The organism is Hydrogenophaga sp. (assembly GCF_030656115.1).
Taxonomy (GTDB): domain Bacteria; phylum Pseudomonadota; class Gammaproteobacteria; order Burkholderiales; family Burkholderiaceae_C; genus Hydrogenophaga.
Genome location: NZ_JAUSOO010000076.1, coordinates 23,681 through 38,897 on the forward strand (window position 1 = coordinate 23,681; position 15,217 = coordinate 38,897).

Consider the following 15,217-nt stretch of genomic DNA (forward strand, 5'->3'; position numbering starts at 1 on the left):
CCCCGCGATCCGCCCAGCCGGGCGGGACTTGCAACACTTGATTGATACAGACAGGAATACAGATGGCTCAAACCGCACGCATTGTGGGCAAGGTGGAATACCGGGGTGGCGACGGCCCCGCCGTGGAAATTCGCGAAGGCCCGGTGGAGGTGTCTCTCTCCGCCACCGACGCCACCCTGAGCTGGATCGAAGAAGACGTTCACGGCTCTGCCGCCATGCCGGTGGGCGACTTTCAACGCTATGTGCGCGAAGGGTCGATCCGACTCGATGGCCCGTTGCGGGCAGAACCTTGACAGGCTGAGAGGCTGAAAGCGGGCCCGCGCGAGCCCGGCGAGATCGCCCGCACGGTCTTACCGCGCAGGCGGTCCGGGTGGGTGCGGGCCCGGACCGTTGTGGCCCAGCGGCAGGCGCGGGTCAAACTTGGCCCGCTTCAGGCTGAAGAACGCCTTCACGTTGCGCACATTCGCGTAGCCGGTGAACAGCCGCTGCGCCAGTGCCAGGTAGGCCGGCATGTCGGCGGTGTGCACCACCAGCACGAAGTCGGGCCCGGGGCTCACGCGGTAACACTGCTGCACCGCCCGGTCGGGCAGCACGTGGGCTTCAAACGCTTCCAGTTGTTCGGCCCCCTGGCGCTCCAGCGTGATCTCCACCAGCGCGGTGAGGCCGTGGCCCAACAGCGGAGCCAGCCGATCGGGGCTCAGCAAAGCCACCTCGCGCTCAATCAGGCCCAGGCTGCGCAGCCGCTTGATGCGGCGCAGGCTGGTGGGCGGCGACAGGTGGGCCAGCTCGGCCAGCGTCTGGTTGCTGCGCGCCGCGTCGTTTTGCAGCAGGTCCAGCAGGCGCAGGTCGGCTTCGTCGATGTTGATTTCTTCCATGGGTGCATTTTCCGTGAATTAAATCGCGCTGTCTTTCGGGGGGTGAAACAAATCGGGTTTTAACCTGCTCATATCGATCGCTAATTTCTTCTGGTGCTGTTTAGCATGGGGCTCATTTTCAACAAGGAGCGGGATATGTGTGGCATCGTGGCAGGGGTTTCCGGGCGTGACATCGTGCCCGTGTTGGTTCAGGGTTTGCAGCGGCTGGAATACCGTGGCTACGACTCCTGTGGCGTGGCCGTGCACAGCGGTGGTTTGCAGCGTGCCCGCAGCACCGCCCGCGTGGCCGAGCTGATGCACCAGGTCCAGACCGATCACATTGCCAGCGGCACCGGCATTGCCCATACCCGCTGGGCCACGCACGGCGCGCCGGTGGTGCACAACGCCCACCCGCATTTCAGCTTCGGCCCAAAGGCGACCGCCGACCTCCATGGCCGGGTGGCGCTGGTGCACAACGGCATCATCGAAAACCACGACGAGCTGCGCGCCGCCCTGCAGGCCAAAGGCTATGTGTTCGAGAGCCAGACCGACACCGAAGTCATTGCCCATTTGGTCGACTCGCTCTATGAAGGCGATGTGTTTGCCGCCCTGCAAGCGGCCGTGGCGCAACTGCACGGCGCTTATGCGCTGGCGGTGTTCCACAAAGACGAGCCGCACCGCGTGGTGGGCGCGCGCGCCGGTTCGCCGCTGGTGCTGGGTGTGGGCGAAGACGGTACCGAGCATTTCCTGGCCAGCGACGCCATGGCCCTGGCGGGCGTGACCAACCAGATTGTTTACCTGGAAGAGGGCGACCTGGTGGACCTGCAGCTGGGCCGCTACTGGGTGACCAACGGCCAGGGCCGCGCGTTTGATGCCAGCCAGCGCCCGGTGAAAACCGTGTACGCACACAGCGGCGCGGCCGATCTGGGCCCGTACCGCCACTACATGCAAAAAGAAATTTTTGAGCAGCCCAGCGCCATTGGCAACACGCTCCAGGGCGTGGAGGGCATTGCGCCCGAGCTGTTTGGCGACGGCGCCTACCGCGTCTTCAAAGAGATCGACAACGTGCTCATCCTGGCCTGCGGCACCAGCTACTACAGCGGCTGCACCGCCAAATACTGGCTCGAAAGCATGGCCAGGATCCCCACCCAGGTGGAAGTGGCCAGCGAATACCGCTACCGCACCAGCGTGCCCAACCCGCGCACCCTGGTGGTCGCCATCAGCCAAAGCGGTGAAACCGCCGACACCCTGGCCGCCCTGCGCCACGCCCAGGGCCTGGGCATGAAGCACACGCTGACCATTTGCAACGTGGGCACCAGCGCCATGGTGCGCGAATGCGAACTGGCCTATATCACCCGCGCCGGGGTTGAAATTGGCGTGGCCTCCACCAAAGCCTTCACCACCCAGTTGGCCGGTCTGTTTCTGCTCACGCTGGCGCTGGCGCAGTCGCGCGGGTACCTGAGCGAAGAGCAGGAAGCGGCCCACCTCAAAGCCATGCGCCACCTGCCCGTGGCGCTGCAAGCCGTGCTGGCGCTGGAGCCGCAGGTGATCAGCTGGAGCGAAGACTTCGCCCGCATGGACAACGCCCTGTTCCTGGGTCGGGGTCTGCACTACCCGATTGCGCTGGAAGGCGCCTTGAAGCTCAAGGAAATCAGCTACATCCACGCCGAGGCCTACCCAGCGGGTGAGCTCAAACACGGCCCGCTGGCCCTGGTGACCAGCGCCATGCCGGTGGTCACCGTGGCGCCCAACGACACCTTGCTGGAAAAGCTCAAGAGCAACATGCAAGAGGTGCGCGCCCGCGGCGGTGTGCTCTACGTGCTGGCCGATGCCGACACCCGCATCCAGAACGCCGAAGGCATCCACGTCATCCGCATGCCCGAACACTACGGCGCGCTGTCCCCCATCCTGCACGTGGTGCCGTTGCAACTGCTGGCGTACCACACCGCGCTGGCCAAGGGCACCGATGTGGACAAGCCGCGGAATTTGGCGAAGAGCGTCACGGTGGAGTGAGACGGGAGATGCCCTCAGCCTCTTGACCGTAAAAATATAAAGTGTCAAAGAAAAATATAAAGTGTCAAAAGTTTTGGGCTCCGGCTCAAGGCTCCGTGACATGACACAGGTGATCCTCTTGCTCAGCCCCGTCGGGCTGGTGTTTCGAGTTTGTGCAAGTTTGTCAAACGGGCTAATTGGTCGGTTTGACTAACTTTTTATAAGAAGAGGCCGACCGGGCGATGCGACCGACCTTGAACAGGCACCGAAGCTTTCAGTAGTCCCAGTTTTCGTGTCGTACAGGCAAATCGTTGAGTAGTTTTCTCAGGTGCTGCCATTGGGACAGGTACATATCCATCAGTGCCACGAATCGCTCGTTGTGCTTCGGCTCCAGCAGGTGTGCCAGTTCGTGCACCAGGACGTATTCCAGGCACTCGGGTGGCTTTTTGGCCAGATCGGTGTTCAACCGGATATAGCCTGACTCAGGCGTGCAGCTACCCCACTTGGTCTTCATACGCTGCACGAACAAGCGGTTCACTTTCACGCGCAACAGAGGCTCCCATTTGGCGAAGAGGGCCGGCAATGCGTCCCGTACCTGCTGCCGGTACCAAGCATCCAGCACCTCTTCGCAGCGCACCTGATCAGCGCCTGGGCGCACCTGTAAGTGCAGCTTGCGTGGGCTCAGGCTTACTGTTGGCGCCGCATCGGCGTGGCTGATCTCCAGCAGGTATCGCTTGCCCCACAGGTAGTGGCTTTCCTTGTTCAGAAACTCGCGGGGTGTCTCACGCTCCTGCGATTGCAGCTTGCGTTGCTGTGAACGTATCCAGGCCAGCTTCGACACCACGAACAGGCGAATCGTGTCCAGCGGCATACGTTGTGGCGCGGCGACGCGCACCTTGCCTGCGGGCGGCAGCACACTCAGGTGCACGTGCTTGATGGCTTTGCGGGTGACCTCGGCTTGCAGTCCGCCCAGGTCGAGCACGTCTCGCATCGGTCAGTACTCTTTCTGGGCCACAACGATGAGGAACAGGCGGTTCACTTCCTGGATGTCTTTCAGGACTTCAAACATCGCCCGCTTGACCATCTGCTCCTTGGCCACCACCCCGCGCCAACCATCGGGCCGTTGGGCCTTGATGGCCGCGCCCAGCTTCAATGCGGTCTCCAGGGCCTGTGACTGATCGCCGTAAGGCGCAAAGGGCTCCTGAGCCACGCCAGCCGCCACATGGCCCTTCAGGTTGTTGTACAAGGCCAGTTGTCCTGCCGTCCTCAGTTGCGCAGGTGTGTCTTCCGCTTTGCCGACGTTTACTTTCTTGGCCACATCGGCGGTGTGCGCCAGGTACTCCTCGTACTCGATGGCTTTCTCTTGGCGCATCCGAATGATTTCGTCCAGCAGCGCCGACATCTTGGCAAAGTACGCCGGGTCGGTGAGCTGCTTTTTCAGAATCTTGCTGCGTACGTTGTGTTGCCGCCGCGCAGCTCGTCACAGGAGGCTCAGAGTTTGGAATAAAGGTCGGATTTCTTGATGGGCATTGGGTTTTTGTTGCTCAACTGTCGCGTGACACCTGTGGCGATCCTAAGGCTTGATTTTCAGTTTTTGGGGCTGTGCTCAGCGAAGCTGTCTCGAAGACCGCTATTCAATCAAATATGTGTAATAAAAGCACATTGTGTAATATATACACAATGTTTAGCTACCCTCAAAGTCAGTCAGAGCTCATCAAGTTGGCCCGTGGTGACAGGCCTCAGGTCGAGTTCGCGCGTCTTCTGGGCTGTGATCGGTCTTGCCTGTCGCGCTATGAGCGGGAAGTGCTGGGCGCGCCACCACACGTGATCAGCAAGTGCCTGCAGTTGGTGGCCGCATCGCTGGCAGGACAGCGACCGCAGTGGCAACCCTTCGACAAGGCGCTCTCGCATGTGCGGCAGGCAGTGGCCGAGCTGGAGCAGCTACAGGTGACCTCGTCACAGGGAGATCGGCCATGAAACACCCGCTGCGCATTGAACCCATGCCCGGCGAGCCTGCCGTAGCACATCAGGGGCGTGTGACATTTCTTCTGGGAATCAAGTCGGGAAAGGAGTTCAAGGAGCTGGTTCGCCACTGCCTTGCGGACGAAGCCGCTGATGTTCATACCCTGTCAAAGCTCGGTCAGCTAGCGGTCATCGCCGGTATGTCCCTGGCCGACTACGCCAGGCAGCACAGCATGCTGGGCGTGTTCCGTGTGGTGGTGCTAGCCAAAAACTGGGCTCCGTTTGGTTCCCGTGACGACGGTCATGATCCTGAGTACGTCCGCAACCGCGGGATGATGATCCACAAGTCGCAGGCGTGTTTGTGCCCGCAATGTGTCAAGGAGGACCTCGACCACTGGAAGTTCAGCTGGTTCAGAAGGAGTCATCAGATTGAGGGTGTTGCTTGGTGCCAGAGCCACAAGATCAGGCTCCAGACGGTGACGGCCAGAGATCCATGGTCGAAGCTGCCCCAGCACTGGGTTGAATCAGGGGAAGTGGAAGATATCCCCGGTGGACAGGAGGGCGAGACCGAGTTCGAGGCGCGCTACGCAGAGATCGCCATGTCCATGCTCGAGCGTCCAGCACCGTTTCATGTGGAGGCTTTGTCAAGCGTGCTGTCGGAGCGCGCTCAGTCACTTGGATTGCGGCGCAGCCCCAGAGGCCGTCGAACGAACCTCAGCGATCTGCTCCGGCAGACGGCGCCATCGGATTGGCTGAGAGAGCACTGGCCAGAGGTGGCCTGCAAGGCGCCGGGCGACTTCGTGATGGTGTTGGACCGAGTGGTCGCTCAAAGAACGTACGCCCAACGGGGGGCGAGTTATCTTGCAGCGATGGCCACCATGTGGGACTCAACGCTTGAGCTTCACCAAGCACTGCTGCAGGCAAGTGCCATCAAGCCAGAGAAAAAAAACGCTGCGGCGCGAACTCAGAAGAACTCGGCGGAGTTTTGGCATGGAGCAATCTGGGGGGCCTACCTTCTGTGTGAGGGCCACGTGGGGCGCATGGCCACCGTCCTGGGTATCGACAGGACCTATCTTGGGAAGCGGTTGTCAGAGTTCGGCCTTGTCGCGTCAAAGCGGCTTGCCGATTCACCTAAGCGGCGTGCCTTTTTGCGATTCGAAGCGGGTGAGAGTTTGAGGAAAGCGTGCGAAGCCGAGAAGGCCGATATCGATGAGGTCGAGGCTTTGATCAGGATCTCGTGCGCCAGGCAGGCCACTGCGGCGCGGAGGATTGATGAGTCCAGGCAGTCTATAAAAACGGTTGACCCTGATCGGGGCCAAGCTCAGGGGCGAGGTCGATCTCAAGTGTTGTCAGCGATGCCCGCGAGCGTTGACTGCTCCTGATGCCCTGCACCTCGCCGTCGGGCCGCACACACCTCTCGAATAGCCAATTGGGTGAGGGGTAGCTTGTGCAATGCAGACAGCACCTGGCGCAGTCCGTGAACCTGGATGCACAGCTCCGCCAGTGTCGGGTGGCCCTTGAGATGCACAGAAAGCCAATCGAATCCCGCCTTTTTTACGAGTTGGGCGAGCAATTCGTCGCGTGCAGTCCAGTCCCTTCGCATGGGAGAAGTCTTTGGCGGCAGTGACCTGTTTGCAATGGCTTCTTGCAGCCATGCCTGGTCATTGCGGTATAGCCATGCGTACGCGGCGGGTTCGAGTTTTCGCCAGATGACCGAAGAAGCGCCGGGCATGGAGGTCATGATCGCCTTCCAGGCTGATCGGGACCGAGCCTGCTCTTTCTGAAACCGAGCCTTCGACCACCTCTGGTGCAAGCCCGGTTCTGTCAAAAGCACGCGGGTGATGGTCTGCACCGACACGCCATGTTTTTCAGCTGCATGCTGCTTGTCCTCGCCATTGGACAGCGCCTTGATCAAAGGACGCAGAACAGGATCTTTCAAGAGCTTCGGGCGCCGAGACGGCGCAATACCGGCTGCGCACGCCCATGACATCGCGGTGGTGACCGTGATGCCGAGCTCGTTCGCGGCCTGGGTCGTGGACACGCCCTGGTTCAGCTTTTCCAGGAGCCGGGATCGACGATCTTCATTCAGTTGGTAAACGCTCGAATCACTTTCTTGAGCACCAGTACTTGGCAGTGGCTTCTGACGACGCGATTGTGTGGATGGAGCGTTCAGATACTCCTGGAAAAATGAATCCCAAGTGCCGAAGAGCAGCAACTGAAGGATCAAGTGGTTCAGAGGATGCCGGCTTTCTCTTGATCTGGAACCGTAGCTGATGCGGATCAAACGCTCCGCCATCGTGTGCACGCCTTGTCCAGTGGTCATCCACGGCCACACTGTTGACATGAACGATTCATGCAGTAAGCGACTGAGCGCCGGCTCAAAGGCGCTGCGGGCGACAGTCAGGTCATTTCGGCGCGTCCAGCCCATTTCGACCATGCGGCGCATGTAGAGGGTAGCCAGTCGATCACTTTCAAAGCAGAACTCCGTGGGCAAGGCGTGCAGGGCCAAGCTGGCCCTGGCCAGATCGCATGCTGCAGTGCTGCAAACGCTAGCTTGAGGAGGCGGATTGAATGCCACTTCCGCTGGAAGCGTCCAACAGAACCGGTCTTTCCCCGATACCTTGACGGTGGCAGTCTGCAAATCCTTTCGGTGCAACGGACATACAAGGACCCCGGGCAGCTGATGAGAGAGATGCCAGTAGGCCGCGCCATGTTGGTGCACGTCCTCATCCATGCATTCGGCACAAGCCTTCAGGGGATGCGCGGCGCCGAATCGCGAAGACGCAATGCCGAGCTGGGCTTTCAGATGGGGCGCAGTGCCCAGCACCACCTGTTCGATCCACGTCTGGCATCGATGGGTTTCCTGGAAGGGGAAATAGAACGGAATCAGCGTGTGCTTTTTGAAGACATCCCCAGCGTTGCCCAGACCAGGCAGGCGACCGACGAGAGACTGTAGGTGCGCCGGTACGTCGTGTGCCGAGCCGCTCCGAGCCGATCTGAAAAGAAGCGAGTTCGTCTTCGAGGGCACATGGTGCCCGCTGAGGAAATGAAGGCGACTGCACAGGCTGAACACAGTCTCGTCGGGCAGCCACTGGATGAGAGGCAAACGAAAAAGGGAGGATGGGTGTGCATATCCATCCTGTCTGGTTCCCGGCTGTTCAGCAGACGTCAAGGAACCCTCTTAGCTCAGCCGCAATCAGGTGTGTGGTTATGTCGTCTGGGCGCAGGAGTCCTCCCCACGAGTTGACCAAGTCGTGCCGTCTCATCGCACGGACATGAGTTGATGCATTCGATTGCGGATGGTGCCTGGTTCCGTACCAAAAGGTCGGATTGAGCACCGACCCTCTTCGTTTCGCGGCCTTCTGGCCCCCTGCAGACGCACTTTTCCCGAATCTGACGAAATGTTTCTCATCTTCAAGTCGACTGATGGCCCTTCTCCTTCTACATGTAAGGTCAGATCTGATGGTGGCTGTTGACGATCAATGATCGCCGTGTCCCAGATGTACAAATGAAAGGATACCAGCCAGGGTGGTTTCTTGTCTGAAAATGCATGGTTGCCTGCTTTTTACCTGTTTTCTGGCTATCGCAAACCAGTGTTCTACTATGCCCGGCTGATTTCTTCTAGGTGTGCGTACCAAACATGACACGAACTATTTAGTTTGCGTCGATATACTAATTCAATTCCGATTAATAAAATCGGATGTCAATCGTACTCAAGATCAACCCTCGATGGCGTAAACGCTGTTTGCTAGATTGCTCAATTTCAAACTCCAGCAGTACTTATGCTGGGTAATTGGCTCGATTTAAGTTATTCATAAAGTTTCCGGGTGAGTGTTTGCTGAAATTCCAATAATTGCCAGCCTGAAAGATGTAAAGCTATAATTAGCCAGCTATTTTATATGGCAGAGCATAGTGGCAACGCGTCTGGATTGTTGTCAATAATTGCAATCAATGCAGGCCAAATTCACCCTCGCCAGTTATGTCGATCATGCTTCAAACGTCAGTCATGACACCGTCAATCGACATTTGAAAAAAGAAAAAATGACTGTGTAGATTATTTGGGCGCATGTCAAGGGATCAATTGTCTATTAACCTCGTGGGTACATCATTTTCGACGATTTGATCCTAGATGGAAACCAATCCCACAGCATCGAGTTGGTTCGTTATCAGTGCAGTGGCAATGCACATGGTCTGATCAAAGGAGGCGGCATGATCAACTGTCTCTAAGTCAACCCTGACAGTGATCAGTATTGGGTTGTGGATTACCGCATTTACGACCCTGATGGTAACGTAAAGACCAAGCTTGATCATTTCAGAGGATGCTGATTATTCTTCCGGCCAGCCATCATGCCACTTTCGAATGGATACTCATGGACAGTTGGTACGGAGCCAAAGCACTGCTCTTGTTCATAGATGGGGCTTGTGCATGAGAAAGATCAAAAATCAGTTATTTCTATATAAATCAAAGACTTACGTGGTTAATTCTTCTCTGGTGTCCGAAAATTTCCACAATGCGAAAATGAATGTTCCTTTTGCGCAAGTCCACTTTGAAGGCTTAGGCAAATTTTACTATCTCCTCTTCAATTGCAGCAGACAGGTCGATGACAGTGTTGGCATCTTGAAATACAAGCGCGTTGATGGGTTGATTTTGAACTCTGTGGACTTGACGTTTGGCAAGAAGAATAATATCAAAGAGTTTCCTAAAAATGCACAAGGTGAAATTATTCCGGCTAGTGGCCTCAGGCAATCGCATGGATTGGGTCATTGTCAATGACTTGTCTCAATATTCGACTGGTGACGCAAAAGACATATGCTATTTGCTGGAAGATTGAGCTGTTTCACCGAGAGCTGAAACAAGTCACCGATGTCGAGAAGTGCCAATGTCGAAAAATGCGAATTGAAAGGAATCACATTGCATGTGCTGTGCTTATGTGGGTAAGGTTGACTGAACTGGCGAGGTTATCCATGACAACCAACTACCAAATAAAAGAAGGTTTGCTTGCAGGATACTTGAAGCAGGAGTTTCGAAGCCCTTCTGTTCGATTTGCCTAATTGTGAAATCGGATGCATCGCGTTCCATGATGTGAAAAAATGTGCGGCTTTGCGTAAGTCTTGTCCAAATTGAGCTTGCGGAATCGAAGTAAATATGTTGAAATTTAGATCAATCGATTAAAGATTCATCTGAGTCATTCCAGTGAAAAATCCCAGAAAAACCATCCGATCCACCCTCGCTGAGCACGGAATGACGGTGCGCTCATGGGCGCAAGCCCACGGGTACGCGGAGGCCCTTGTATACAGGGTACTTTCAAGCGATCGAGTACCAACTAGAGGTGAAAGTTTGGCGATCGCGCTCAAACTCGGGATTGCCACGAGCGTCACTCATGACGCTCCTCCGGTTCTCGTTGGTGACCTCAGGCGAATGGGTAAGCGCCCCATTCACAACTGAATCGAAATCCAAGAATAGGCATTCGAAAGGATCTCCTAACGAGAAACAACCAATCCAGAAACGAAAAACGCCAACCTGAGGGTTGGCGTCGTTCGGCTTTCAGCACAGGGCTTACTGCTTGGTGGTACTCGTAGTTTCAGGCCTGTCGTGTTGGAAGTCAAGGGGCACCTGCGTGCCTGCACTTTGACATCAACAACATGGCCCAAACCAAAATCACCTGGGAGCGCTTGCTCCAGGTCACTCGACGCCAGCGGCCCGATCGCTGGAGCCCAGACTACATCGCCGGGATATTTGCTGATCCAAGGGAGGCCCCCGGCATCAGTACTGCAGCCATCCTGAGACCCCGAAAACTCGGGGGGAGGGAGTTACACACGTTGAGCTTCAACGAGACCTGTGCGGCGCTGTTGGCCCTGTACAACCCCGCCTGTTTTGAGATCTTTGACCAGCGGATGCTGTCCCCAGAGCCGAGGGCTCACTTGCTCTACGGACACACCAAAGCGGTCGGACTTTCCCTCCCGTCGTTCAAAGGCACGCTGGACGTCGCCGATCGCCTTGGGCGTCTGTCCAAGCACCCCAAGGTGCGAGCTCAAGATGGTGCCAATCCTACAGATTGGCCTTGGGTGGCGTTCCCCTATTTTGGGGACCTGACGTTGTGTCTTGAAGATGCGCAAGGTCCCTACGTTATCGACTGGCCAGTGAAGGACAAAGTTGAGGACTTCAGGCGGCGCGGACCGAAGCGCGGCACCTCCAGACCTGACAGAGATGATCCCGGCACCGTTGCGCGACAGGAACTTCAGGAGCTGTATTTTCTGGACGCTGGAATACGCACGCAGCAGGTCGTTGGGTGTTCTATTGATTTCCATGTGCGGTGCAACCTGAGGGCGCTCCATCTGGAGGTCTCGCGCCCGTCGCCGGACCTGGACGCTACTGCACGAGATGACCTTATCCATGAACTCAGGGAAACCGTCGGCAAAGATGTCCCAGCCTATTTGACTGCGCGACGCCTTGCCGACCTGTTCAAGTTGAGACCTGAGGACGTGATGGTGGTCCTCTACCAAGCGATATGGAACCGACAGATTCGCGTTGATCTTTTCCGTCCCGTGCTTGCGGATTCCCCACTCCGTCTCGAGCGTGAGGACGTCCTGGTGCGCTACGCCACTTGGTTTGAAAGGTAAAGGACAAGTGATGTTTGTCGGACTTCAACTGGAGGCTCCGCTAGGCTGGGGCAGCTTTATGGCGGGCACACGCTACTACTTCTGTGGGGATCGAAGTGATGAGGTGAACGGGGTGTCTGTGCCGACCGTTCTGATCGCCTGTTTTTTACAGTCGGACAAGCGCTGGCAATCCTGGCGGGTTCAGCTGTTCATGATTCCCCGGCAGGAATTTGAGGAGGCGCTGACCCAGAGCCCTCCCAAGCTGAAGCAGTACGCACGCCAGTACAACCTGCCTCCTTGGCTGGTGGAGGTGGACGATGTTGACTTCAATCAGATCGATGAACACCGCCAAGCCCATGCTGGCCGTGACCTCGAAAATGGCGAGGGGGCATCGATATGCAGCTACCGGAAGCAGGTTGAGGGAAGGCTCAACAAGATCGCGCCTGCATTGGAGGTCGCTATTGAAATCCTTCGAGCCCCTGATCCTCTGAAAAAAATCTATCAGGTTTTGAAAGTAGACAAGGCCTGTCAACCACATCGGGTGCAACTTTGGTTCTTCGCTTTCGTCTTGCATGGGGAAAACCAATGGGCATTGAAGCGTCCCACCCACATGATTGGACGGTGGCTCAGGAGTGCTGAACAGCACAAAGGAAAGAAGCTGGGGCGGCCCTCCCTCGCTGGTACAAGTTTTGGGTGGAGCACGGTCGGTATGCACGACAAAATTGTGGGGGCTTACCTCAAACGATGTGGGCCGGCCATAACGATGCGATCGATCCACCGTGTGGCGCTGCGCGAGGAGTTCGGTTGCACCACGGTCAAGGACCGGGACGGAGTTGACACTTGGGTGCATCCAGCGAATCAGCCATTCCCAAGCTATGGGCAGTTTCGGTTCGTTGTCGTTCAGGCTTTGGGGTTGGAGCAGGTTCAGACCAAGATCTATGGGCAGGACCGAATGAAGGCAAAGGCGAAAGTAAACCAAGGAAATCAGACAGGCCAGTACGCCTCCATTCTGGAGGCGCTGCAGGTGGACGCTTACTATGTGGCGGATAGACCCAGGGCCATGCACTCGGACGACCCCAGCGAGCCCTTGGTGGTCGCTGAGGCCGTGTGCGTGACGACTGGTGCCGTGGTCGGTATTGGATTTTCTTTAGGAAGCGAAACCGGGGAGGCCTATCGGTCAATGCTTTTCTGTATGGCCGTCCAGAAAGACTATGTCGCACGGTTATACGGTATTCCGACAGACAAACTGGACTGGCAGATCCAAGGGATCGGCAGTGCATTCACATCGGATCGGGGGCCAGCTGGTCACAGAAAGTTAGCAGAGAGACTTGAGCAACAGTTCCCCATCAAAACCATTGCGCCTTCCTATGACGGCCAAGCGAAGGCGCCCGTTGAAACCACGCATCCAAAATCAACCAAGCTGGAAGGGGCACCGTCCTATGTGCTGAGTGACCTGAATGTGATGGGCATGGTCAAACGAGAGATCTGCCGTGCGGCTACCAAAAACCATTCAAAGGACATTTCGCTGCACCTGAGTGAGCAGGCCATCCATGACTTCCACAACGCCCGGCTGGTCGCCACACCGCATCACTACTGGCAGTACCTTTGCGCGAGAATGCGTACCCATGCCCGGCAGATCAGTCTGGAGGAAGCTGTTCGATCGTTCTGGTCTCCTGTGAAGTTGGCTGTTGACCGCGACGGTGTGAAGTTCAAGCATAGGCACTACAGCTCCAATGCACTGCTCGAGTCACCGCTCATGAAAATGGTGGGCCTGACCAAAGGACTTCAAGTTCAGGCGTACATGCTCTCCCTCGTGGCCCGAATCATCTGGGTGGATATTGGCGGCAGACTGATGGAGCTTGAAGCCACGACTCGCGTGAGGGTAGATGACGAGGACATCCTTGTCCCACTCAGTCAGTTGGCCGAGACGGAAAAGCTGTTGAGGGAGATCCAGTCCAGGACCCGCGAGAGCGCACAGGCGGCCGTGAGTCGCGCCGAGGCGGATTTTCAGGAGATGACGGGTGTTCGCTGGGATGCCGGGCAACGCAAGAAGGGTAGTCCTCCGAAGCCAAAGGGCAGCGCTGCGCACGAGGCGAAGGTACTGAAGGGGAAGACCTCAGGCCGGAGGGCAGCATGAAGATGAGCCCAAGAGCCCAGCAGTACTCATTCAATGTGTCCGATGCTGAGATTGATCAGATGGTAAGCGTCCCGCCCAAAGAGATCGCATGGCACGGTGCAGACGTCCGAGTCCGGGCGGGCCTTTTGGAAAACGGCTTGCGAAGTGTCGTTCTGCCGGATGCCCAGATGCGTGACCTGCTGCGTCAGCTCACCGGAATGGTCCAAGCGCACGCTTTGTCCCGCATGGACAGTGACGCCGTTTACATCGAGGGCCTATATTCCAAGAAGCCTTGGGGCCTAATACGCACGCCAGCGATCTGCTTCACCGGGCTGCAGGGTGTTGGAAAATCTCAGGTGCTTCAATCTTTGTCACGGATCCTGCTGGGGAGATCCGAGCAAATGAGTGTTCGGGGGCATACGGGCATTGATCTCCTCCCCATGTGGCTGATGACACTGGCCAAAGGCGATGGGCTCAATCAGCTCCTTCGCGAACACGTAGACCCTGGGTGGCAGGAAGCCGGAACCATTACACCAGCCATGAATGGAACGCCTCCCAAGAGTTGGTCCGTGCCCAGGATTTTGGAGATCGCCGAGAGGGCGTCGTGGAGGAATGCCACATGTCTGACGGCTATCGATGAGTTTCAGTGGATCGCGGCCAGCAGCAGCGCGAATGCGCGTGCAGCCAGTGTGCTGCTCAAACTTCAGGGGATCGGCCCTTTGCTACTTTTCTGTGCGAACTTCAGCTTGGGACACAAGCTGAAAGGACGCCCGCCTGAGGATCGTGATCGACTGCTGTCGCGTCCCATCATCATGCGGCCGTTTGGTCCCCATTGCTCCGACCTGACGGCTTTTCTGAAGGCATTGCAGGAGGTCGCGCCAGACGTCCTCGTCTTCGATCCTAAGAGGGACCAGGACAGCATTTACCTTTTTACTTTTGGTATCCGGCGCAAGATCGTTGACCTACTGGTAGCGAGCTACAAAATTGCATGTCGCCCGGGTGGAGCTGGCAAGGTTGGCGTTTCAGAGATGCGCAATGCCTATCGATCTGAGCTGTATGCCATCCACCGTGAGGACGTAGAAGTGCTGTTTCGGCAGTTGGCCAGCGGAAAGATGGAGAGTGAAGCTCTGTGGTGTCCGTTCGGCTCGCTGGAGCAGGGCAAGTCCAACGTGACGCAAGCCACCGAGATCATTGAGGCGTTCGAAAAGCGGGTGGAGGACGACTACCTTCGAGAGTCGCTGACACCATCTGAGGCGCAGGCATTGGATGCACTTCGGCCGCAGGCCTCGAATAACGCTAAGCCAGCCAAGGTTCTTCGCTTCCGAAAAGGGAAGGCGACCAAGGAAGACCTTCTCGCTGGAGCAGCGATCTTGGACAAGTTTTTGTGACTACTGGTTAGTTTCGGTCGCAGGAGTCGGCATCTGTGGCGCACCCATAAAACGTCTCAACGTCGGCTCTGCAGCGTTATGGAGATATCTCCATAACGCTGCCTATGCCGAGATCGCAACTATGCGCAGATGCCGAAGGTTGGCGGCCCCTACACCAATGGTGGCGGTAGTTGTCAAGCTATTTGTCGTCAAAAAGCACAAGCTCAATGCGTCTTTTTGAGCACATCCTCCTCGCTGGACTTGTCGGGGTTGAGGTGAACAATGTCCCGTCGTGACCAGTCTCGGGTATTCCTGGACCAGCGGCT

Annotated in this window: 12 protein-coding genes; 8 read left to right on the top strand and 4 right to left on the bottom strand. The window is 57.1% G+C overall.

The genetic code is table 11. The features are described from left to right. Positions 1-62 precede the first annotated feature (62 nt). On the top strand, positions 63-293 hold the full coding sequence (locus Q7J58_RS10895) for a hypothetical protein (RefSeq protein WP_304827491.1): 231 nt from the start codon (positions 63-65) through the stop codon (positions 291-293). A gap of 57 nt (positions 294-350) precedes the next feature. Here Q7J58_RS10895 and Q7J58_RS10900 read toward each other — a convergent pair whose 3' ends face one another. After that, on the bottom strand, positions 351-875 hold the full coding sequence (locus Q7J58_RS10900) for an Lrp/AsnC family transcriptional regulator (RefSeq protein ID WP_304827494.1): 525 nt from the start codon (positions 873-875) through the stop codon (positions 351-353). 135 nt (positions 876-1,010) lie between these two features. Here Q7J58_RS10900 and glmS point away from each other — a divergent pair, with 135 nt between their 5' ends. Beyond that, positions 1,011-2,867 (top strand): glutamine--fructose-6-phosphate transaminase (isomerizing), encoded by a 1,857-nt coding sequence (gene glmS / locus Q7J58_RS10905; protein ID WP_304827497.1) that lies wholly within the window; start codon positions 1,011-1,013, stop codon positions 2,865-2,867. Between the two features lie 253 nt (positions 2,868-3,120). Here the strand turns inward: glmS and Q7J58_RS10910 are convergent, their stop codons facing one another. Then, the gene (locus tag Q7J58_RS10910; protein WP_304827500.1) at positions 3,121-3,837 is read right to left on the bottom strand and encodes a SprT family zinc-dependent metalloprotease; all 717 of its coding nucleotides are present in this window, start codon (positions 3,835-3,837) and stop codon (positions 3,121-3,123) included. A 3-nt stretch (positions 3,838-3,840) separates the two neighbouring features. Further along, a complete protein-coding gene (locus tag Q7J58_RS10915; RefSeq protein WP_304827503.1) occupies positions 3,841-4,248 on the bottom strand; it encodes a hypothetical protein in 408 nt (135 codons plus the stop codon). Positions 4,249-4,649: 401 nt separating this feature from the next. Between Q7J58_RS10915 and Q7J58_RS10920 the strand changes: the two genes are divergently transcribed. Further along, on the top strand, positions 4,650-4,823 hold the full coding sequence (locus Q7J58_RS10920) for a hypothetical protein (RefSeq protein WP_304827506.1): 174 nt from the start codon (positions 4,650-4,652) through the stop codon (positions 4,821-4,823). Then, a complete protein-coding gene (locus tag Q7J58_RS10925; RefSeq protein ID WP_304827509.1) occupies positions 4,820-6,190 on the top strand; it encodes a TniQ family protein in 1,371 nt (456 codons plus the stop codon). Before Q7J58_RS10920 ends, Q7J58_RS10925 begins: the two co-directional genes overlap by 4 nt. Here Q7J58_RS10925 and Q7J58_RS10930 read toward each other — a convergent pair. Further along, entirely contained in the window at positions 6,148-7,980 is a 1,833-nt protein-coding gene (locus tag Q7J58_RS10930) for a TnsD family Tn7-like transposition protein (RefSeq protein WP_304827512.1), read from the bottom strand. The two genes, Q7J58_RS10925 and Q7J58_RS10930, sit on opposite strands and share 43 nt — an antisense overlap. A gap of 1,131 nt (positions 7,981-9,111) precedes the next feature. Here Q7J58_RS10930 and Q7J58_RS10935 point away from each other — a divergent pair. From Q7J58_RS10935 to Q7J58_RS10950, 4 genes are all read left to right on the top strand, one after another. Then, positions 9,112-9,582 carry a hypothetical protein gene (locus Q7J58_RS10935; protein ID WP_304827515.1) on the top strand — a complete coding sequence of 157 codons (471 nt, stop codon included), beginning with the start codon at positions 9,112-9,114 and terminating at the stop codon, positions 9,580-9,582. Between the two features lie 869 nt (positions 9,583-10,451). After that, positions 10,452-11,429, top strand: a complete 978-nt coding sequence (locus Q7J58_RS10940; protein WP_304827518.1) for a hypothetical protein — start codon at positions 10,452-10,454, stop codon at positions 11,427-11,429. Positions 11,430-11,439: 10 nt separating this feature from the next. Next, positions 11,440-13,545 carry a hypothetical protein gene (locus tag Q7J58_RS10945; RefSeq protein WP_304827520.1) on the top strand — a complete coding sequence of 702 codons (2,106 nt, stop codon included), beginning with the start codon at positions 11,440-11,442 and terminating at the stop codon, positions 13,543-13,545. Continuing rightward, positions 13,542-14,912: a hypothetical protein gene (locus Q7J58_RS10950; protein ID WP_304827523.1), complete on the top strand. Its 1,371-nt coding sequence runs from the start codon at positions 13,542-13,544 to the stop codon at positions 14,910-14,912. Before Q7J58_RS10945 ends, Q7J58_RS10950 begins: the two co-directional genes overlap by 4 nt. Positions 14,913-15,217: the final 305 nt, after the last annotated feature.

Excerpts from the sequence above, each read along its gene's own strand:
- Q7J58_RS10950 (WP_304827523.1), top strand. The coding sequence starts at position 13,542 with ATGAAGATGAGCCCAAGAGCCCAGCAGTACTCATTCAATGTGTCCGAT.
- Q7J58_RS10940 (WP_304827518.1), top strand. The coding sequence starts at position 10,452 with ATGGCCCAAACCAAAATCACCTGGGAGCGCTTGCTCCAGGTCACTCGA.
- Q7J58_RS10900 (WP_304827494.1), bottom strand. The coding sequence starts at position 875 with ATGGAAGAAATCAACATCGACGAAGCCGACCTGCGCCTGCTGGACCTG.
- Q7J58_RS10895 (WP_304827491.1), top strand. The coding sequence starts at position 63 with ATGGCTCAAACCGCACGCATTGTGGGCAAGGTGGAATACCGGGGTGGC.
- Q7J58_RS10925 (WP_304827509.1), top strand. The coding sequence starts at position 4,820 with ATGAAACACCCGCTGCGCATTGAACCCATGCCCGGCGAGCCTGCCGTA.
- Q7J58_RS10945 (WP_304827520.1), top strand. The coding sequence starts at position 11,440 with ATGTTTGTCGGACTTCAACTGGAGGCTCCGCTAGGCTGGGGCAGCTTT.
- Q7J58_RS10915 (WP_304827503.1), bottom strand. The coding sequence starts at position 4,248 with ATGTCGGCGCTGCTGGACGAAATCATTCGGATGCGCCAAGAGAAAGCC.
- glmS (WP_304827497.1), top strand. The coding sequence starts at position 1,011 with ATGTGTGGCATCGTGGCAGGGGTTTCCGGGCGTGACATCGTGCCCGTG.
- Q7J58_RS10910 (WP_304827500.1), bottom strand. The coding sequence starts at position 3,837 with ATGCGAGACGTGCTCGACCTGGGCGGACTGCAAGCCGAGGTCACCCGC.